Annotated in this window: 19 protein-coding genes and 1 tRNA gene; 2 read left to right on the top strand and 18 right to left on the bottom strand. The window is 50.3% G+C overall.

From position 1 onward, the window contains the following. Positions 1-118: 118 nt before the first annotated feature. The 6 genes from PHH49_06700 to tadA all read right to left on the bottom strand — a co-directional run bounded on the left by PHH49_06700 (position 119) and on the right by tadA (position 4910). Positions 119-1714, bottom strand: coding sequence for a zinc ribbon domain-containing protein (locus PHH49_06700; protein ID MDD5488628.1), 1596 nt, complete (start codon positions 1712-1714; stop codon positions 119-121). A 220-nt stretch (positions 1715-1934) separates the two neighbouring features. Beyond that, positions 1935-2984: a DUF4238 domain-containing protein gene (locus PHH49_06695; protein ID MDD5488627.1), complete on the bottom strand. Its 1050-nt coding sequence runs from the start codon at positions 2982-2984 to the stop codon at positions 1935-1937. 297 nt (positions 2985-3281) lie between these two features. Next, positions 3282-3375, bottom strand: a tRNA-Ser gene (locus tag PHH49_06690). A gap of 548 nt (positions 3376-3923) precedes the next feature. Then, complete coding sequence (locus PHH49_06685) at positions 3924-4118, bottom strand: hypothetical protein (protein ID MDD5488626.1); 195 nt, start codon at positions 4116-4118, stop codon at positions 3924-3926. Between the two features lie 33 nt (positions 4119-4151). Next, on the bottom strand, positions 4152-4292 hold the full coding sequence (locus PHH49_06680; GenBank protein MDD5488625.1) for a hypothetical protein: 141 nt from the start codon (positions 4290-4292) through the stop codon (positions 4152-4154). 168 nt (positions 4293-4460) lie between these two features. Further along, positions 4461-4910, bottom strand: a complete 450-nt coding sequence (tadA, locus tag PHH49_06675; protein ID MDD5488624.1) for a tRNA adenosine(34) deaminase TadA — start codon at positions 4908-4910, stop codon at positions 4461-4463. A gap of 127 nt (positions 4911-5037) precedes the next feature. On the opposite strand from tadA, the gene PHH49_06670 reads away from it, so the two are divergent. Both PHH49_06670 and PHH49_06665 read left to right on the top strand, forming a co-directional pair. Beyond that, positions 5038-5778: a hypothetical protein gene (locus PHH49_06670; GenBank protein ID MDD5488623.1), complete on the top strand. Its 741-nt coding sequence runs from the start codon at positions 5038-5040 to the stop codon at positions 5776-5778. A gap of 3 nt (positions 5779-5781) precedes the next feature. After that, positions 5782-7188 carry a hypothetical protein gene (locus PHH49_06665; protein MDD5488622.1) on the top strand — a complete coding sequence of 469 codons (1407 nt, stop codon included), beginning with the start codon at positions 5782-5784 and terminating at the stop codon, positions 7186-7188. Positions 7189-7400: 212 nt separating this feature from the next. Here PHH49_06665 and PHH49_06660 read toward each other — a convergent pair whose 3' ends face one another. The 12 genes from PHH49_06660 to PHH49_06605 form a co-directional block, all read right to left on the bottom strand. Beyond that, positions 7401-8816 (bottom strand): glycosyltransferase, encoded by a 1416-nt coding sequence (locus tag PHH49_06660; protein MDD5488621.1) that lies wholly within the window; start codon positions 8814-8816, stop codon positions 7401-7403. Between the two features lie 29 nt (positions 8817-8845). Further along, on the bottom strand, positions 8846-9919 hold the full coding sequence (locus PHH49_06655; protein MDD5488620.1) for an NAD-dependent epimerase/dehydratase family protein: 1074 nt from the start codon (positions 9917-9919) through the stop codon (positions 8846-8848). 161 nt (positions 9920-10080) lie between these two features. Beyond that, entirely contained in the window at positions 10081-10761 is a 681-nt protein-coding gene (gene phoU / locus PHH49_06650; GenBank protein MDD5488619.1) for a phosphate signaling complex protein PhoU, read from the bottom strand. A gap of 56 nt (positions 10762-10817) precedes the next feature. Beyond that, positions 10818-11588, bottom strand: coding sequence for a phosphate ABC transporter ATP-binding protein PstB (gene pstB, locus PHH49_06645; GenBank protein ID MDD5488618.1), 771 nt, complete (start codon positions 11586-11588; stop codon positions 10818-10820). 39 nt (positions 11589-11627) lie between these two features. Next, on the bottom strand, positions 11628-12503 hold the full coding sequence (pstA, locus tag PHH49_06640; protein MDD5488617.1) for a phosphate ABC transporter permease PstA: 876 nt from the start codon (positions 12501-12503) through the stop codon (positions 11628-11630). Continuing rightward, positions 12500-13375, bottom strand: coding sequence for a phosphate ABC transporter permease subunit PstC (pstC, locus tag PHH49_06635; protein ID MDD5488616.1), 876 nt, complete (start codon positions 13373-13375; stop codon positions 12500-12502). The genes pstA and pstC overlap by 4 nt, the downstream gene beginning before the upstream one ends. Positions 13376-13414: 39 nt before the next feature. Then, entirely contained in the window at positions 13415-14296 is an 882-nt protein-coding gene (locus PHH49_06630) for a PstS family phosphate ABC transporter substrate-binding protein (protein ID MDD5488615.1), read from the bottom strand. Positions 14297-14372: 76 nt separating this feature from the next. Further along, the gene (locus PHH49_06625; protein ID MDD5488614.1) at positions 14373-15698 is read right to left on the bottom strand and encodes a putative porin; all 1326 of its coding nucleotides are present in this window, start codon (positions 15696-15698) and stop codon (positions 14373-14375) included. Between the two features lie 25 nt (positions 15699-15723). Further along, positions 15724-16041: a hypothetical protein gene (locus tag PHH49_06620; protein ID MDD5488613.1), complete on the bottom strand. Its 318-nt coding sequence runs from the start codon at positions 16039-16041 to the stop codon at positions 15724-15726. A 120-nt stretch (positions 16042-16161) separates the two neighbouring features. Next, the gene (locus PHH49_06615) at positions 16162-17943 is read right to left on the bottom strand and encodes an ATP-binding protein (protein MDD5488612.1); all 1782 of its coding nucleotides are present in this window, start codon (positions 17941-17943) and stop codon (positions 16162-16164) included. Between the two features lie 3 nt (positions 17944-17946). Continuing rightward, complete coding sequence (locus PHH49_06610) at positions 17947-18639, bottom strand: response regulator transcription factor (protein MDD5488611.1); 693 nt, start codon at positions 18637-18639, stop codon at positions 17947-17949. 216 nt (positions 18640-18855) lie between these two features. Continuing rightward, positions 18856-20163: a UDP-glucose/GDP-mannose dehydrogenase family protein gene (locus PHH49_06605; protein ID MDD5488610.1), complete on the bottom strand. Its 1308-nt coding sequence runs from the start codon at positions 20161-20163 to the stop codon at positions 18856-18858. Positions 20164-20190 lie beyond the last annotated feature (27 nt).

Genomic DNA, 20190 nt, shown 5'->3' with positions numbered 1-20190 from the left:
CCTCCTTTTGTTATATGTCCCTATTATTAGAGACAACAAAAAGAGGTTTTTCCTTGCACCTTTTTTGCATTTACCTCATAACTCTTTTATTCTTATATGCTTACCCAACACGTCTGACTTAATTCCTTTCTGGAAATGGACGTATCTGAATTGACTTGTTTCTATTTGTCTTAACCGAATATGTTCCATTACGATTTCGGACAATTGTAGTCCTGTTTAGAATATTTACAGCTGAAGCTTCTTCCCTTTTATTCTCAGGAAGTGCGCCCGTAAAAAAATTAACCAACAAATCAACACTATCGAATTTTTGTATTATCTGACTGTGAATGTTCTTGCTTAATTCTGGATGAAATGATTGTGAGAGAGTTAACAACGCTTCTTCTTTTGGGTATCCATTTACACGGAGGAGAGAGTAGTCTTTTCGGCATTGATTCCACAATCTAACACCCTGAGTAGCTCCAATTGACATATTTACGAATACTGCTATGGGAAAAGCTATTATTCCACCAACTATTCCCCACATTTGATAAAAAAAACCTACCAAAATACCAACAATTATATAGGCAAGGGGCATGTTTCTAATTTTCCTGTTTCGCGATTTTATCTTAGTGAGCACGCTATCTTCTTGCTCCGCTCCCCTTTCAGTTAAGGTATCTCCGCAAGCAAGACAGACCCTCCAACTGTCATCATAAGTTTTGCCACATTTAGGACAACACCTGCCACCTTCCATCTTATCCCAAATAACACCCGCATCCTTTCTTATCCTAGAAAATTGTGGGTTTCCCATAAAAAGTCGAACGGAATCCTCAATCATTTTTTCTCCACCATAAACATCTGTAGCCTTCTTGATTGCTAGTCTAATTGCCTTCTCTTGAGATTCACAAGACTCTTTGACATCTTCATAAGGGAACTCGGGGCTCTCAATGGAAAAGATTAATACTTCTAGCTTGATTATGAAATCTAGAAGCCTATCTTTACCATTTACGGTATCTTTTGCAATATCTATGATTTGAGCATATTTTATTTGTTTTGTAGTAAATATATAGACATTCGCATCAAGTATTCCGGTGATGGCTAACAAGGAAGTCTCATCTGGGAAACATTTCCCATAACTCTTTTTTAGTTCCAAATAATATTTTGTAACCATACTAGCGATTAGCGTAAAGTTGCTGTCTTCGCCTATTGCCCCAAAAAAATCTGAGGCCAAATAAATGTCATTAGAAGACCCTCCACTAACAGATGTTTCAAGTGCTTTTCCAACCTCGGTAGTATATTTTTCAATAGCGTTTCCCCAATATTGTATGGGGTAATCTTCTATTTTTGACAGCTTTTTATCTGCATCACCACCATCTTTTATCTCAATTCCAAATAAGGATGACAGCAGGACAATAAACTCAGTTTCTGTTATGTCTTTATCTATTTTTTCTTGAAACCACATTACAAAATCCGGGAATCCAGCTATTAACCAAAATGGCATGTTCCCAGGTCTGCTGTGGGAGAATTTGTATTGGTGTATTGACTTTGTTGATGGCATTTGGATTTGGTCTACAGCAAAGCCTCCAGAAAGTAAAAGTAAAAGGTTTCCTGAAAACTTTGAGGGGTCAACCTTATGCTTTAACATCAAAGAAATCACATCATCAACTTTTTCTTTGTGCACTAGTGGTTCTTCGTACTCATTAGAAGCAAGTATGTTTTCCCAAATTTTTTCAATCACAGTTTATCCCCCCCCCCACCACACACACGCACACACACAAATTTCTGCCCAACTATCCACAAAAAAGGCAACCCCAGCCTAAGCCAGGATTGCCCATAATTTACCCAAAAATACTTTTCTTCACCATCACCTCACTATGTAAGGGTAAAAGTTTCTATGTGCTTTATTATACCCCTCTTATCAAAATTTGTTAACCATAACTTGCTAGGCCCACTCATCTTTAATGCCATTCCATCTTGAGAAACCCTCTATACTCTTCCCGGTTTTCTATCATTTTTCTAACAATCTCAAAATTGTTACTTTGAGAAAAAACGAAACGACAAGAAAACATTACTTGTAAATAATTTAAATTCTCCACCATTTCACGTTGTAAGGTAACACTTCTGCCCGATTTAAAACCTTCTATCATTTCATTTAAGTAGGCACGTCCGATTTTGGGTTCATAGTGGGGGAATTCCTTTAGTTTATCCTCTAGTTCGAGAAATGCTTCTTCGATGGAGGGACAAAATAATGCAAGTTCATATTTATGGGAAATAGGAAAATATATTTCTATCCCCTTGACCGCCAATCCGAGGTTACCATATGGAGAATAATCATTCTGATTTTGCAGCGTTACTGGGTTGTCCCCTATATAGAGGTTTTCACGCTCTGGAGCTTTTAATAATATCCATTTTTTGTTAAGAAACTGCGGGAGATTTCTATCCGCCTTCATTATCGTCCTTAAATGGAACATCTTTAGGTCTGTTTTATCCATCGCCATACTTTTGTCTATCTGTCCTTCTGTAAATCCCATCTTTACGCAGTGCTCTTTTATGCCATTAAACATTTGTCTTATTTGTAATGCAGTTACTTTGACCCTGAGTTGCTGAACCGCCAAAAATAATCCAAATATAACTTTCTCCTCTTCTGTCAAACCAGATATTGCATCTGCTTTTATCATTTTCTCGACAATACTAGCAGCCTTATCCTCAAGTTTATTAAACTTTTCCTCCATTGTTATCGTATAATTTCCTGTTTTTAAAAAATCTATGACCTCTTGGGGCAGGTCATTTTTTTCAAACTTATCATCTTTCATTAGTTTTTCCGAGAGCTCCTTGCCAGAAATATCATAAAAGCCTGTTTCAGCTGCGATATTTCTTATCTGTGTCTCAAAAATATTATCTGTGTGCTTATCATACGCCCACACTTTTTTCTTTTTCCCATGAGCAAATCCCTTAAGTATCGACTGCGGAACATAATGTTGGTTTTTGGGGAAACTGTGTTTTGCCACTTTTGCTCCTTCAGTAAGACTGCCCTTCTCTCTGCATACACCGTAGCCTACGCCTAAAATAGTAAATTGGAATTATTCTTTAATATTTTATAGCTATTAAGCGAATTGCTCAATTACATTATCCTTGGGGACCGATTGGGGACGAAATGGGGACTAAAAACAAAGACCTTGCCCTGCCTTTATACTCAAGGAGAGTTGTGGCGCGTGGCTGACAGGTGACGTTTGCTAAACAAGTAGCTTATTACAAGAGATTATAAGAAAAGGGATTACGATAAATAATGGGCTATAAAAAATATATGGCGGAGAGGGAGGGATTTGAACCCTCGGTAGGGCTTTAACACCCTACGACGGTTTAGCAAACCGTTGCCTTCAGCCACTCAGCCACCTCTCCGCACTTCTTCGCTTCTATTTTCGACTCACTAAGCTTCGAAGGTGCTCCGCTCTATTCTATCCAAGCCGCAAGTTCCTGCGAAGCGCATTGCTAAGCTTCTCGCTATTCGCAAAGCAGAACACCTCTCCGCCGATATCTGAACTATATATACCATTCTTGCGAACGTATATCTCAAACTCAAGTCTTTTTAAGTCCTCCGGGGCGCGACCGAGGGGTACCACTCCCCGAGGAAGTGCAGAGGTTAGAGAACCTCTGCCAATGTCCGAGGAAATGCCGTGAGCTCCGTCGAACGGCCTCCGCCGATATCTGAACATATGTCGTGCGCTAACAAACTATATATTATACTTCCAAGAACCAGGTCGCTCAGGGGACTTCGCGACACTTCCTCGGACATTACGTCCTCGGTCGTCCCCTATTGGTCGAGAAATATTTGCAATTCTAGCACAATTTAGCGAAGTTGAAAAGTTTTTACTGCTCGCGCCGTATCGTATGACGAAGGTGCCTGCCCAAATGAGCCAGGCACCGATCATCCTTACTCCACTGGCCTACTATCTGCCTTCGCTCTTACGCTTTGCAAAACAATCCTTGCAATATACCGGACGGTCGCCGCTCGGCTTGAAAGGAACTTCGCATTCTTTCTTACATTCGTCGCAAGTGGCCTTGTGCATTTCACGAGGTCCGCCGCCGAACCCACCGCGTGATCCTCCACCGAATCCGCCGCGTCCGCCTTGTTGATAACCCATGTCTCCTCCTCTTTGTGTTGGTATAAATACAGCTTATCCTAAGCCCTGTTCCGCCTCGGTCCCGGACTTCTGGTTCTTTTTCTCGAGTTTATTTTTCATTTTTTCTTCTTTTTTCTTCTTCTTCGCGAGTTCTTTCTGCCGTTTCTGGTATGAATAATTGTCTCTTCCCAACATATCCTCCTTTTATCTTATCCGCCCGCTTGCCGCGGACATCCCGGCGCCCGGAACGCGTCTCGGACACATCAAGACCGAAATGGTCACTACTAGCTTTAACTGGAAGTGGAGCGCCTGGTATATAAGGGTTTTTGGCGGATATGCCGGTTGGGGACTATATGGGTTTTGTTACCTTTTCCCTAAAAAGAACTCCTGCATGATGGTCCGGCATTCGGGTTCCAGCACCCCGCCGATGACCTCGATGTCGTGGTTGAAAAGACCCGGCTTTGTAAGATCCACCGCCGAACCGCACGCGCCGGTCTTCGAATCCGTCGCGCCATAGATGATACGCCCTAGCCGCGCCAGTATTGCCGCTCCCACACACATCGAACAGGGCTCAATTGTAACATAAAGGTCGCAGCCATTCAACCTTTCGTTCGCCAGTTGCGCCGCCGCCTGGGTAATAGCGATCATTTCCGCGTGGGCCGTCGGGTCCTTGAGCATCTTTATCTGGTTATACGCCCTGGCTATGGGTTCGTTATTATACACGATCACCGCGCCTACCGGGACCTCGTCGTTATCAAACGCCGCGCGGGCCTGGGCAAGCGCCATATGCATATAGAACTCGTGCGTCTTCATGATGTGGAGATTTTACCATATTTTAGCGCTTTCCTGTATATTATTTTGTTAACCCCATGCTTTTATTGACTTTAAATATGATATTTGTTACATTGGATTGTATACTAACCTTTTCGGAGGGCCGAACTTGACCGAACGGATGAACAACAAAGAACTGTCACTCGTGGTTATCAGTACATTATGCGCGCTTTGCGTCATAACGGCGCTTTTCCGCGTCTCGGCAATAAGCCTTTTTCCCCTGGTAGAGCTCGTGAAACGCGTCTACATGTTCGTCAACATGAACGCCTTCATGCCGTTCATAGTTTCCGGCAAAAGTATCTTCGTTTACCTGTACACAGGCATATTCACATCCCTGGTCCTTACGGGCACGGCCCTCGTGTACCTCCGGATAAAACGGCCCGAAAGCCTGCCGGAAGTGAAACACGCCTTCACGGTAGCGCTTCTCGCGCTTTTCGCCTGCGTGGCCGCTATCCAGACAATAAGCCACGCGTCTATATTCGGCCGCGAGATGACCGCGTTCTCGGGAAAAGATGAACGCCAGAAAAAGCTCATGGTACACGGACTGCCTTATATGTTCTCGGAATTCGCGCACGAGGCTCTACCGGGCAGGCATAAAGCCGTACTTATAACGGACATAGAGGACTGGCCGGACCAGGATCATTTCGTATTGCAGGGAAGGCTTCTTTACAACCTCCTACCCATAGACGCCGGCGACCTCACCAAAGGTAAGGACGACTGCATGGTGGTATTCTCAAAGAAAGAACCGACTATTAGCGCGGAACTCACGGAAAAATACCCGACCGTGAGCATAATGGGTAATTATATGGCCATCGCCGTAGGTCCGGAGACGGAAAGGAGCGACCGCTAGCCCATGATGCTTCTTTTGAAAGCCATAATAGGACTGCTTATACCGACCGCCACAGGTTACGGCCTCATGGTCAACCTCTCGAGCCGGGAAAGATCTCCGTTCTCCCTTGACCTCGCGCTTTCTTTCGGCCTCGGCATGGGTCTCTTGGGGCAATGGATGCTCCTCCTGGCTATCTTCGGCGTAAAATTCTCACTGTACTCGATACTCCTGCCGCTACTTCTTTTCGCGGCCATGATGCTATGGACCGGACGGAAAAGGCTCGAGGGACGTTACCAGTTCCACGCGCGCGCCGTGATCGACGGGATAAAAGGCCTTTTCATGAAAGGGCCCCTCGCCTGCCGACTGGTATTCGGTGTATGCGCGTTATACCTCGCGTACACTCTTTTCTATATATTCTGGCGCGCCTGGTCGGTCCCCATAAACACGTATGACGCGGTGAACGTCATAGCCCTCAAGGCCAAGGCATTCTACTACTGGGGCGAGCTGGGCAATCTCGGGAATTTCTATCACCCGCCGTACCCCCTGCAGGTACCCTTCATGGAAACGTGGATGGCGTTCGCCTCCGGTGGATGGACGGAACCGGCGATAAAACTTATCTTCCCGGTATGTTTTGTATCGTTCCTCGTGGTGTTCACCGAATCGGTACGGTCCCTCACTAACCGATTCTGGGCGGCGATAGCCATACTCATGTTATGCTCGTCGCATTTCCTCCTGTACCACGCGACCATATCGTACAGGGACCTTTTCATGATGTATTATAACTTTACGTCGATATACTTCCTCATCAGGTGGTACCGCTCGGAAGACCCCCGCACATTGCTCCTGGCGTCGCTTTTCGGCGGGTTCGGCATATTCACTAAGCTGGAAGGCCTGTCGTATTTCGCGCTTCACGCGCTCCTATTGGCGACAATGCTGAAAATAAAGACATCTTCCGGATACGGTCCGCGTCCCATAAAGGCCCTGGCGGCTTTTCTCGTGCCAGCAGCGCTTATCGGAGGCCTTTTCTATTTTTTCAAGGCCTACGCGGGACTGGCGCCCGAAAAGACAGCCGTGTACCTCACCCAGGAAAGCTTCTCCCGGCTCTGGCCGACGGCAAAAGCGTTCTTCCAGCACCTTTTCATCCTGGGTAACTGGAACATCATATGGTTCATCCTGCCGGCCATCGCGCTTATGTACCCCACGCGCGTCTCCGGCAGGAAAGAACCCGCGTTCCTTATCATAATAATATTCTCATACCTGGTGTTCTACGTGGTCTACGGGGCGTTCAGCGAAAGTTTTGTCTGGATAGGCGGAGAAAGCAACATAACGACCACCGGACGGCTGGTCCTTCACTTCTATCCGCTCGCGATAAGGGCTATCGCCCTTATATTGTCTTCCGAATATGTAGTCCCACGGACTAATGGTTCCTGAATTATCCTCCTTCGCCAACTCATTTATATATTCTCCGGCTATGGAGGATCATCCGCTATCCCGGCCGGGAACGGAGTCCACCGAAGTAACACTATATCTCTACGCATTCTTTCCCAAAGCGCGAGAACAAAGGCACATATGATCGTGTGAAGTTCCTTCGAAGCTGAGTAAAAAATGTATTAGAAGCGAAGAAGAACGAAGGCGGATAAATATTAAGGCTTGAGACCGAGAACGAGTTCGGTGAACCCGCGGAAGCATACCCTCATAAGATGCAGCCCGTGCTGGAGGGTCTTCATCTTGGACACACCGGCCCTGCGCGCCTGGTAATGGACAGGCACCTCTATGATCTTGCTCCCGTTATGCACCGCGCCGAACAGGAGATCGAAGTCTCCCCACTTGTCGCGGCCCATCTCGATACGAAGGTAATCTTTTTTGTAGAGCGCCTTTGTGCCGCAAAGCGTATCGGTTATATGCTGCCCTGTAAGGTATGTAAGGATGAGCCCGAAAACCTTGTTGCCCAGGAGGTTAAGGAACCTCATGGATTGCTGGGCCATCGGGTACACCATACGCGTACCGTTCACGAACCCGCATTTACCTTTGTTGAGGAGATCAAAGAATTCCGGCAGCTCTTCCGGCATGACCGTCATGTCCGCGTCAAGTATCATGACCACTTCCTGCGCGGCGGCGTCGAACCCGGCCTTCACGGCATACCCCTTGCCGTGGTTAGGGCTGTACGTTATGAGCCTGAGCCCCTCGACCTCTCCTTCAAGCGCGCGCGTTATCCCGGCCGTCCGGTCATTAGAACCATCATCCACGACGATGATCTCGGTGTACTTACCCATACGCGGCACACGTTTCACGGCCTCGGCGATGTTCCCTTCCTCGTTGTAACACGGGATAACCACCGAGCACCCCATCCCAAGGTCGGTCCTGTCCTCGGGAGTGGCCCTAAGCACGGCGTAATGCACGAACGAGAATTTGTTGAGGAGCCACGTCTTCACCCCTATGGTATTCGCCAGGTATGACAAAAGCGGTATCTTCTTGGGGAACAGCAAGAGATACCCCGTATAACTTATGGCGTAATCCAGGTACTCTATGATACGCGCGAGGTTCCGTTGTTCGACGAAATTATGCGGCCCTTCCGGCATCTTGGCGCCTATTTTCTCCATGAAGTCCAGGACCGGGCTCCACCACGGGTTTATCGTAGTGATAAGGAGCTTGGTCGTGGGTTTGCAGTACCTGTGTACGCTGCGCAACACGTTCGCGACGTCATACACATGGTCCAGGAGGTCCACCATTATTATATAGTCGAACTTTTCATCGAGCCCGAGTTCCTCTATGGGGGAAGATATGAATTCTATGCTCTTGTCCGGATACTTGCTCTGGGCAAGCTCTATCATGCGGTCGGAGAGATCTATCCCAACCCCGCGCGCCGGTTCGGTAGCCGCTATTATATCGCCCGTCGCGCACCCGACCTCGAGCACGCTCGAACCCGGCGCCACGTGTTTCCTGACGAAATCGATCAGGCTCCGGTGATAATACCAGTTCTTTTTCTTCCACTTGTCGTATTCCACCGCTACGTTATCAAAATGTTCCTTGACCCCGAGCTTGTGTTCGTTAAAGCTCATCCGGTATGCCTCCGTTGATATTGATATGGTTATTTATGGAACTTTTCCGTGCGCTGTTTCACTATCTCGCCGATCATTTCATTGATACTTATAGTGAGTTTCCAGTTCGGGTAATCCCTGCGGAACTTGGTCATGTCGGAATAATAACATATATGGTCGCCTATGCGGTTCTTGTCCGTGTATATATAGTTGAGTTTGAGGCCGAAATCCTCCTTGAGAATATCGATGGTCTCGAGTATGGAGATCGAGTTCTCCCTGCAACCACCCAGGTTGTAGACCTCCCCGTGTTTAGGCCGCTTGTAGAACTCGAATATGGCGCTTACAACGTCCTTTGAGTGTATCTGGTCACGCACCTGTTTCCCGTTATACCCGAATATGGTATAGAGCTTCGAGGTTATCGCGCAGTCAACTATGTACACTATGTAGCCATGTAGTTCGACCGCGGAATGCTGCGGACCGGTAAGACACCCGCCGCGGAATATACCGACCTTCAGACCGAAGTACCTTCCGTATTCCTGGGCCAGGATGTCGGCGGCGGCTTTTGACGCGCCGAACAGGCTGTGGGTGCTCTTGTCTATGGTCATCGCCTCGCTTATACCCCTTGTCGACACTCCCGCTACCGCCTGTTTCTCCGCGTAATCGTACCTTTTTTCGAGCTCGACCAGCGATACGCCGTTAGGCGCGTCGCCGTACACCTTGTTCGTGGAAAGGAAAGCGAATACCCCGTCCGGGGAATACCGCCTGAACGCCTCCAGGAGGTTCAATGTCCCGACGGCGTTCACGTCGAAATCCGTGAACGGTTCCCGCGCGGCCCAGTCGTGCGAAGGCTGGGAAGCGGCGTGTATAACAAGGTCGAACGGTCCTTTTTCCTTGAAAAGTTCGGCTACAGCCTCGCGATCGCGTATATCCATGGCGTGGTTCTTGAAATGCGGGTGTTCCTCCTCGAGCGCGATTATATTATGCGTTACGTCGCCTCCGGGACCGAAAAAATATTTCCGCATATTGTTGTCTATCCCGACGACCTGTTTAGCGCCTTTCTCCGTGAAGAACCGTACCGCTTCGTATCCGATGAGCCCTCCGGCCCCGGTCACCAGTATGTTCACGCCACCACTCCTTTATTATAAATACCTATAAGATATATATACTACCTTATTTGTCTATATACTACCCTCGAAACACCGAATAGGCAAATAAAAAAACAAGGCCCGGCATGGGTTGGGGAAGTTCATTACCGGGCCTTTTGCGTGGATGGCCGCACCAGGAGCTACCCGCTGTTGCCATCAAGTTCTTCAAGATGATGTTTGACCTGCTTGGCGCGCACCATAAAAATAACGTCTTCGGCTATGTAGGTCGCGTGGTCACATATCCTCTCAAGATGCCGCGCAATGAGATAAAGAGGCAGGGCCCTGGGCGCGCATGTGCCATCCTTCATCATGTGGTCGAACAGAAGCTCTTCCTGTATGGCGTTCCGGAGTTTGTCCGCCTCAGGGTCCATATATATGACCTTTTTCGCAAGCGCCTCGTCACGATTGACGAAAGCGTCTATGGTCCCCCTTACCATCCATCGCGCCACTTCCGCTAGGCGCGGGATATCGTCAAGCGGCTTCAGGGGCGGCTCTCCGGCTATATCCAGCACCCTCTGGGAAATATTGACCGCGAGGTCCGCGATACGCTCTATCTCGGCGTTTATCTTTATGGAGGTCGCCACGAACCTGAGATCGAACCCCACGGGCTGCTGGCACGCCAATAGCTCTATCGCCCTTTCCTCTACCACCAGTTCCAGTTCGTCGATCTTGTTGTCGTCGTCTATGACCTTTTGGGCCATGTCCTTGTCCTGTTTTACCAGGGCCTCTACGGACCTGTATATCGCTTCCTCGGTAAGTGTCGCCATTTTTATAAGGTCCGTATTAAGTTGTTTCAGTTCATCATCTATGTAGCGTTCCATGGTATATCACCTTTCATTTGTTTTTTATCCTCGTCCTTCGGCCCGGCGTACCGGGCTCAACCGAACCGGCCGGAAATATAATCTTCTGTTATCTTCTTCGACGGGTTAGTGAATATCTTGTTCGTTACGCCATATTCCACCAGTTCTCCAAGCATGAAAAAAGCGGTATAGTCGGAGACCCTGGCGGCCTGTTGCATGTTGTGCGTGACTATGGCTATGGTGTACCTTTGCTTGAGCTCGTGTATGAGTTCCTCGATCTTGGCCGTGGCCGTCGGATCAAGCGCCGAAGCCGGCTCGTCCATAAGAAGGACCTCCGGTTCTACCGCGAGGGCCCGGGCTATGCAAAGCCTTTGCTGCTGCCCGCCGGAAAGATCGAAAGCGCTGGCGTTCAGGCGGTCTTTCACCTCTTTCCAGAGCGCCGCCCCCTTAAGGCTTTCCTCCACCTTCCGGGCAATGAACCCCTTGTCGCGAACACCGTTTATCCTGAGCCCGTAAGCCACATTATCGAATATGCTCTTGGGGAACGGGTTGGACTTCTGGAACACCATGCCTACACGGCGCCTGAGCGCCACGACGTCCACTCCCTCCCCCAGTATATCCTGCCCGTCGAGGAGCATCTTTCCTTCTGTACGTATGCCGGGAATAGTATCGTTCATGCGGTTTATGGTGCGGAGGAACGTGGATTTCCCGCATCCCGACGGCCCGATCACCCCGATGACCTGGCGCTCATATATATCCATGTCCACGTCCTTGAGCGCGAGGACGTCCCCGTAATAAAAGTTGAACCCTTCCGTGTGGATCTTGACCTTGGGCGTTATCTTTTCCATCATTATCCTTTTCTCCAATAATAGTGTTTGTTCCATCCGCTAATCCCTCTTCAGCTTCCTCAGGTGATATCGCATTATTATGGCTATAAGGTTCATCCCAAAAACGAGCAATATAAGCACTAGCGCCGTACCGTAAGCTATGGGCCGTACGCCCGTGATGTCATGATGCTGGGTAGCCATTACATAAAGATGGTACGGAAGAGCCATGAACTGGTCGAACGGGCTCCGCGGCAGGAACGGCAGGAAGAACGCCGCTCCGGTGAAAAGTATAGGCGCCGTCTCACCGGCCGCGCGGGAAAGCCCCAGTATCGTTCCGGTAAGCATGCCCGGTATGGAGTACGGCAGCACATTGGTCCTTATCATCTGCCACTTGTTGGCCCCGAGCGCGAGCGACCCGTCACGGTACCCCTGCGGTACGTTCTTGAGCGCTTCTTCGCTGGCGGTTATGGTCAGGGGAAGTGTCATGAGCCCGAGCGTAAGGCCCGACGCGAGTACGCATGTGCCAAGGTCCATAAACTGCACGAAAAGTACTACCCCGAACAGACCGTAAACTATCGACGGCACGCCCGAAAGGTTCCTGATGGACATCCTGATAAGCCGCGTCAGTTTGCTGTCCCGCGCGTATTCGTTGAGATATATCGCGCACCCCATTCCCAGCGGCACCGCCATTATAGCGGTTATAAGGGTAACAAAGAACGTCCCGACAATGGCCGGATATATGCCACCCTCCGTCATGCCGTTCCTGGGCGGCTGCGTAAGGAAGGTCCAGGAGACCTTGCCCATGCCCTTGGTCACTATATCCCATAGTATTATGAAAAGAACAAGGCCGACGATGCCCATACATGCCCTGAGGACCATGAACCCTATGTCCTGCTCTATTTTTTTTGATCTCCGGGACCGGTATATCGTCATCATCTCGCCTTTATCTGGTATTTGTTAAGCACTATATCGGCTATCATGTTAATGAAAAAAGTTATGATAAAAAGCGTGAGCCCCACCGCGAACAGGGCGTAATAATGCGTCGTATTATACGGCACTTCTCCCAGCTCTATCGCTATGGTGGAGGTCATCGTGCGCACTGAATCAAGGAACCCGCGCGGCATGGCCGGGGCGCACCCCGTGGCCATAAGTACCGTCATCGTCTCACCTATCGCGCGGCCCATCCCGAGCATGCATGAGGCGAATATCCCGGATACGGCGGCCGGTATCTTCACTCTCGTCACGGTCTGCCAATGCGTCGCCCCCAGCGCGAGCGAAGCCTCGGTGAATGACTTTGGCACGCTTTTCAGGGCGTCCTCCGAAAGGCTTATTATGGTCGGGAGCGCCATAACACCTAAAAGCACGGAGCCGTTCACCGCGTTAAGCCCGTTAGGCACGTGGAAAAGCTTCGCGATCATCGGACCGACAAGCACTATTCCCAGGAAACCTATTACGACCGACGGGATCCCTGCGAGTATCTCTATTACAGGCTTGGCTATTTCCCGCACCCTGGGCGAAGCCACGTCGGAAAGATACGCCGCGGTGCCTATGCCCAGCGGGATCGCGAACAATAGCGCGCCTATCGTTACCATGGCGGTACTCACCAGCATAGCGAGTATCCCGTAAGAGTTCTCCACGTATGAAGTCGGGTTCCACCGGGTGCTGAAAAGAAAGTTCCCTATCTTTATTTCCTGGAAAGCCGGAACAGCGGTAACCACAAGAAGCGCGAATATCCCCACAAGAACGGCCACGACCAAAAGACCGTTGAACAAAAAGAGGCCATGTATCACCTTCTCTTTTATCCTCATGATATTTACATGGCCTCCTTTTGTCATATACATTCCGCGTTACGATCCCAGCTGTTTGACGTTATAGTCCTGGTATTCCTTGGGAAGCATGAAGAACCCTTCCTCCTCGACTATCGCCTGGCCCTCGGGACTGAGCTCGAATTTGATGAAATCGAGCACATCTCCTTTGGGAGTACCGTTAATATATTGGTTGAGCGGTCGCGATATCGGGTATTTCCCGCTTTTTACGTCCGCCTCGTCAAGAGGGCTCGCGTAAGGGAAACTGGCGTTCTTCGCTACCTTTAGCACGGTTATCCCTTCGGCCTTCTTCACATACCCTACGCCTACGTACCCTATCCCGGTCCTGTCGGCTTTTATGGCCTCGACTATCTGGGAGTTACCGTTCATCCTCTTCATGTTGGCGGAATAGTCGCCTTTAAGCACTTCTTCCATGAAGAACGAGAACGTCCCTGAATTGGACTGGCGCCCGTAAAGCGTAACCGGAGCGTTATCCCCGCCCACTTCCGACCAGTTCTTTATCTCGCCGCGGAACATCTTGCCGAGCTGTTCCACGGTAAGCCTGTCAACGGGATTATCCTCGTTAACTATGACGCTCAGGCCATCTATGGCCACGACCACTCTTTTCGGGGTTATGCCCCTCGCCTCAGCCTGCGTTATTTCCTTCGCTTTTATGTCACGCGAAGCGTTGGCTATATCGCACTTGCCGTTCATAAGAGCGGCTATCCCGGTACCCGAACCGCCGCCGGTAACGGCTATGTATTTCCCGCTGTATTCTTCCATGTACACTTCGGAGAGCTTCTGCACCAGGTTTATAAGGGTATCGGACCCTTTTATCTGGAGCATGTCCTTAGCGAACCCGTTCGAAGTGAACATGAAAAGGGCCAGCACCATCATCGCGATCATCTTGGTGTACTTTCTCATTTATCAGCTCCTTTTCGCTTTATTCTAAAAAAACTATGCGACATTCACGCTACATTTGTGTTACAAAACCGTGAACTTAGAACTTCACGTTTATGTCCGTCTGCCATAGCTGGTACGGCTGGTCATACGCGCCGGCATCCAGGTCTATCGGGGACGTGTAATAGTACTTTACGCTCAGTACGGTGTTCTTGAAAAGAGCGTAATCGATCCCGCATACCGGGCCTTCGCCGTTCGTCCCGCCTCCGGCGGGAGCGCCTGTCGCGCTCCTATACCCGTAGAAATCCGAATCCGGCATGAAGTCCGGCACCGCGTCCTGCTCGAGGTGTCTCCACTCGAAATACGCCTTCCACTGCCCGGGATCCTTGGGTTTCTTGTCCCCGACATACGCGCCGAGCATCCAAGCGAAGTTCCTCTTACTGGGATCCGTGTTCCAGATAAGGTCCGCGTACACACCATGGCCCACTTTAAGATCGAATATGGCCTTGGCGTCGTATTTGAGTATGACGTCCACCATATCGTAGCCATACTTGAACGTATTATCGGCGTTGTAGCTGTTGGTACCCGATCCGGCCACGACCGCGGCGCTCGTATAACTGTCGTTGTTCTTTATGTGCGAAGTGGCGTAATAAGCCGCGTAAGCGCCGAACGTCGCGTCCCAGTCCTCTATAACGTCCATCCTGGTCCCGCCCTGGAACACGAAAAGGAGCGGATCTTTCTGCGACGTCGAGAGTTCATCGATCCAGAGGAACCCAAAGTTGCCGAAAAGTGTCGTCGGGACGTTCCCGAGATCGAAACTCGAGGAAGCATAGTTCATGGCTATACCGCCCGGGCAGATATCCCCGTCCCAAAGAAGAGAAGTGTTCTCGAACGGGTTCTTGAACTTACCGGCCCATACATCCATGGTACCGATATCGGAAGGCAGCGCGGGATGCCAGTCGATATAGTACTGGTCAAGCCGGATATCCTGGGTTTGCCAGTTGTTGTCCAATGTCTGGTTCGTGGACCTCGGGTCGGTAGACCCGGTCACAAGGAGCACCCCCGCGTCTATCTCGTCATTGACCTGGCCCTCTACCCCGAGCCTGGCCCTTACCCTGTTCCGGATACGTTCGTGTGCCGGATCAAGTCCCTTTCCCCACTCGACCTGGTTCCGGTACCGCACGTCTCCCTTTATCTTTATCTTCTGCGTCCAGCTCGGGGCCGTGACCGCCTCACCCTTGGCCAGCTCCCGGGCAGCCTCTTCTTTTGCTTCGGCCACTATTATCTGGGCCTCATAAGGCGTAAGTATGCCTTTTTCCACCAGTTTGTCGACCAGTATCTCCATTTGACCGGCCTTGGCGGTATACACACCAAAACCGGAAACGAGAGCCCCGGCTATAAGGATCATGCTTAGAATCTTCTTCATCGTCTTTTCCCTCCTAAAAGTTATTTTATTTCCCGTGATCGCTACATATTTTAACGTCGATCCCGTATGCTCCAACGTCCATAAGGCCGGACCGTTCCACCCGTCCCGCCCCTGGCCGCGTTCTATCCTTTATCCCATCCATGTTCTTATAAGTGAAACAGTGATCGGCCACAAACCCAGCGAGGGCCTTCCCCTCTTCTTTCGCTCGTTCACCTCCCTTCCTTACGGTCTTTTCATGGTCCATCACCGCGGTCAAAAGATCATTAGAGATTTCCGCGCTGAAGACAAGATGAAAGAACCCCATAACGGTGAACGCCAAAGCCAACACTACAAGGATCATCATGGTGGTTCTCCCTTCTAAGGTCACATGAATTGTACAAGCCCGAGGTGAACTCGGTTTGAAGGTAAAGTGAATTTCCCGTGAACTTGGAAAAGGGGTTTTTACGCGTTCTTTGCCGTGCTATTACGATATCAGGGTATAGTTCGGGATAGTGAAGGTGAAGACGGAACCCTTACCCGGCGCGCTTTCCACGAATACCTGCCCGCCGTGTTCCTGTATGATATGTTTTACGATGGAAAGACCAAGTCCGGTGCCGCCTATCTTGCGCGACCTGGCCTTATCTACCCGGTAGAAACGTTCGAAGATACGCGGAAGGTCCTGTTCCGGTATACCAATGCCCGTGTCGGAGACGCTGCATTCGGTGAACCCGTCACGGCTCTTCGCGTTTATTCTTATGGAGCCTTTATCCTCCGTATATTTTACGGCGTTATCCACAATGTTCATGAGCGCCTGGTATATAAGCCTTTCGTCAGCCAGTATAGCGGGCATGCCGTCCGGGACGTCTATTCCTATATATATGCCCTTGTCGTTCGCCTGTTGTTCTATATCCGCGACCACCCTGCCGGCCAGGTCCTTGATGGAACAAGGCGCGAGTTCGAGCGCGAGCTTGCCCGATTCTATGCTTGAAAGGTCCAGAAGGTCCTCGATAAGGTTCGCCAGTCGTTCGGAATCGTTATATATGATCCTTATGAACTCTTCAGCGTTATCTTTATCCCCGAGCGCCCCATCAAGAAGTGTCTCGGCGTACCCTTTTATATTGGTTATGGGCGTCCTGAGCTCATGTGACACGTTCGCCACGAAATCCTGCCTTACCCGTTCCAGCCTGCGCATATCGGTAATGTCGTGAAAAACAAGGACCGCGCCTTCGACCTTATCGTTCTTTATGACGGAGGTCGCGTGCACAAGGAGCTTCTTCTCTTCCGGAAGAAGCACCGATATTTCCTCTATCCCGACCTTACCTTCCGCTCCCAGTACCGAATCAGCAAGTTCCTGGACCTTCACGTTGCGTATCACTTCGAGTGGTTTCCGGCCCACGGGATCCTCTTTGACCGACAAAAGATCCCTTATCGCCCTGTTCATTATGAGTATCCTGCATTTCGCGTCCACTATTATGACGCCGTCGAACATGCTCGCGAAGACCGCCTCGAGCCTGGACCGACTGTCGGTAACGTCCTCTATGCGCGCCTTTATCTGGTCAGACATATCGTTGAACGTCGTAGCAAGGTCCTCGACCTCATCCCGCGTGTTCACGAGTATACGCCTTGAAAAATCACCGCGCGAGATCTCCTTGGCGGCGTCCGATATCTGTTTCAATGGATGTGAAATGAAGAAAGAACCTACGGCCCCGAATATAAGCGTTAGTATGAACACAAGTACGAACGATAGTCCCGCTATGCGTTTAAGATACCCCGAGACCTCCGCGAGCTCAGAAAGCGGGACGGAAAGCCTTATCACCCCGCGCGCTTCCGGACGACCGAAGATGGACGCCATGTACAGTCGTTGGTCCTGCACTGTAGTGCTGAACCTTTCGCTCTCACCCGAACCGCTCGCGAGGGCTTCCTCCACCTCCGGGCGGTTTATGTGGTTCTCAAGCTCCGCGAGGTCTTCCAGTTTTATTTCCGAATCGCCCAGGACATTCCCGTCCGTACCAATGATCGTGACCCTGGCGTTCAGGTCACGGCCGGCGATATCGGCGAACTCGTCCAGGGCCGCCGAGGACATGTCGGGCGGGGTCTTCTCCAGGAAAGACCGCAGGAGCCCGGTATCTTTGTCGAGATTGTTCTTTATCCTCTGGTATGTATATTGCCTTAAGTTATTATTAAGGTAGGCATAGATCACCGACAGAACAAGGGCCAGCGTCAGGGCAAGCACAATGGTTATCTTATGGTACAGCTTTATCCTCAAGCGTCAGTTCCCCTTCTTGAACCTGTATCCTATCCCGCGCACCGTCTCTATCGCCTTGCCCGACTTGCCGAGTTTTTCCCTAAGCCGCTTGATATGCGTGTCTATGGTCCTTGTGGTAACATCCGAAGAAATATCCCATACGTCGTTGAGAAGCCGTTCTCGCGATTGTACACGTCCGGCTCTTTCCATCAAAGTAAGCAGGAGCTTGAATTCCATCGGGGTAAGGATCGCTTCTTTCCCGTCCACAGTGACCTTATGGCATGGCACGTCTATTTTTATCCTGCCCGCTTCCAGCGTTTCGACCTCCGTGCCCCCTTCCCCGGAAGCGCGTTTAAGTATGGCCTTGACCCTGAGCACAAGTTCACGCGGACTGAAAGGCTTTACAATATAATCATCCGCCCCCAGCTCCAACCCCACTATGCGGTCCACTTCCTCGCCCTTGGCGGTCAACATGACCACAGGCACATTACAAGTCGCCTTTGCACCCTTCACCCTGCGGCACACCTCAAGCCCATCGATCTCCGGCAGCATGATATCAAGCACTATAAGGTCGATTTTCTCGCGCTCGATCCGCGAAAGAGCATCCTCCCCGGAGAAACTGGCCAGGCAGGCGTAACCCGCTTTTTCCAGGTTATATTTCACGAGATTGGAGATATTGCGGTCGTCTTCCACTATAAGTATCTTCTCTTTGGACATACCAAGCCCCTTTGTTGTACCATGAACAAAGAACATCGTTCTATCGAATATCTTACAGTACCAGGCGGGAAAAGTCTATACCGCGTGACATGATTATTTTACCATAAAGCCTTGAAGACATGAAATTTACGTTCACGGTATATTAACTTTTCCGTAACCGGAACGTCACGGACAATTGTTAAAATATTTCGTTTTGAGCCTTGGTGGACAGCTCTTTTATGCCCTGCCTATGCCGAAATACCTGAACCCGGCTTTTTCCGCCGCGTTCTTGTCGAAAATGTTGCGGCCGTCAAAGATGATCGGGACCTGCATAAGTTCCTTCACCCTGCCGAGGTCCAGCGTCTTGAACTCTTCCCATTCCGTACACACAAGAAGCGCTTCAGCCCCCTTAACTACGGCATACGGGTCACCGCAGAACTCGAGGTCAGGATATTCGACGCGGGCCCTGTCCATCGCCTTTGGGTCATAGACCCTGATAACGGAACCTTTCTCTCTAAGCTCCTCGATGATCTTGAACGCGGGAGCGTTACGTATATCGTCGGTGTCGGGCTTAAAGGCAAGGCCCAGTACGCCTATCACTTTCCCATCAAGCACCCAGAGCTCTTTTTCTACCTTATGGATGAACCTCTGCCAGGCGCTTTTGTTGATCTGTTCGACGGCGCGCACAAGGGAACTGTCCACGCCGAGAATACCCAGTGTGCGGTTGAACGCCGCTATGTCCTTAGGAAAACAGCTTCCCCCGAACCCTATGCCGGGCGTCAGGAAACGGCTGCCGATGCGCTCGTCCAGACCTATGGCGTCAAGGACCTCAAGGGCGTCCGCGCCCGCCTCTTCACATACCTGGGCGATGAGGTTGGCGAATGATATCTTCATCGCGAGGAAAGTATTGGCGCCGTGCTTGATAAGTTCCGCGCTGCGCACGGATACAAGCCTTACTGGAGCGCCGGTCCTGTCTATGAGCGGTTTATAAAGCTCCAGCATCTTTTTCGTGGCCTTTTCGGAGTCCGATCCTATGACTATCCGGTCCGGTTCCATGGTATCCTTGATCGCGGTCCCTTCCCTGAGGAATTCCGGGTTCGACACCACATCGAACTTGATACCTTCCGTTCCGTACCGTTCTATGGTCTCCCTGACCTTTTCCGCCGTTTTTACCGGTACGGTGCTTTTGTCCACGATGACCCTGTAGTTCCCGTCCAGGTTAGCGGCCACTTCCTTGGCCACTTTTTCCACGTACTTGAGCTCCGCCTTGCCGTCCTCCCTCGACGGGGTGTTGACACAAATGAATATTATCTCCCCTTGCTTGACGGCCCCCGCTATGTCGTCCACGAAACCCAGGCGTCCCGACTTCATCCCCTTTTCCAGGAGTTCCTCCATGCCCGGCTCGAATATCGGCGATATGCCTTTCTTGAGCCCGGCGATCTTTTCGGCGTTATTGTCTACACATAGCACGGTATGCCCCAAATCCGCCAGGCACACACCGGTCGTAAGCCCGACATATCCGGTTCCTATTACGGATACTTTCAACACTTTCTCCTTTCTTACACTTTCATT

This window comes from Candidatus Omnitrophota bacterium, from assembly GCA_028715965.1.
Lineage (GTDB): Bacteria > Omnitrophota > Gorgyraeia > Tantalellales > Tantalellaceae > JAQUQS01.
This window is presented reverse-complemented; position numbering and strand designations above follow the sequence as displayed.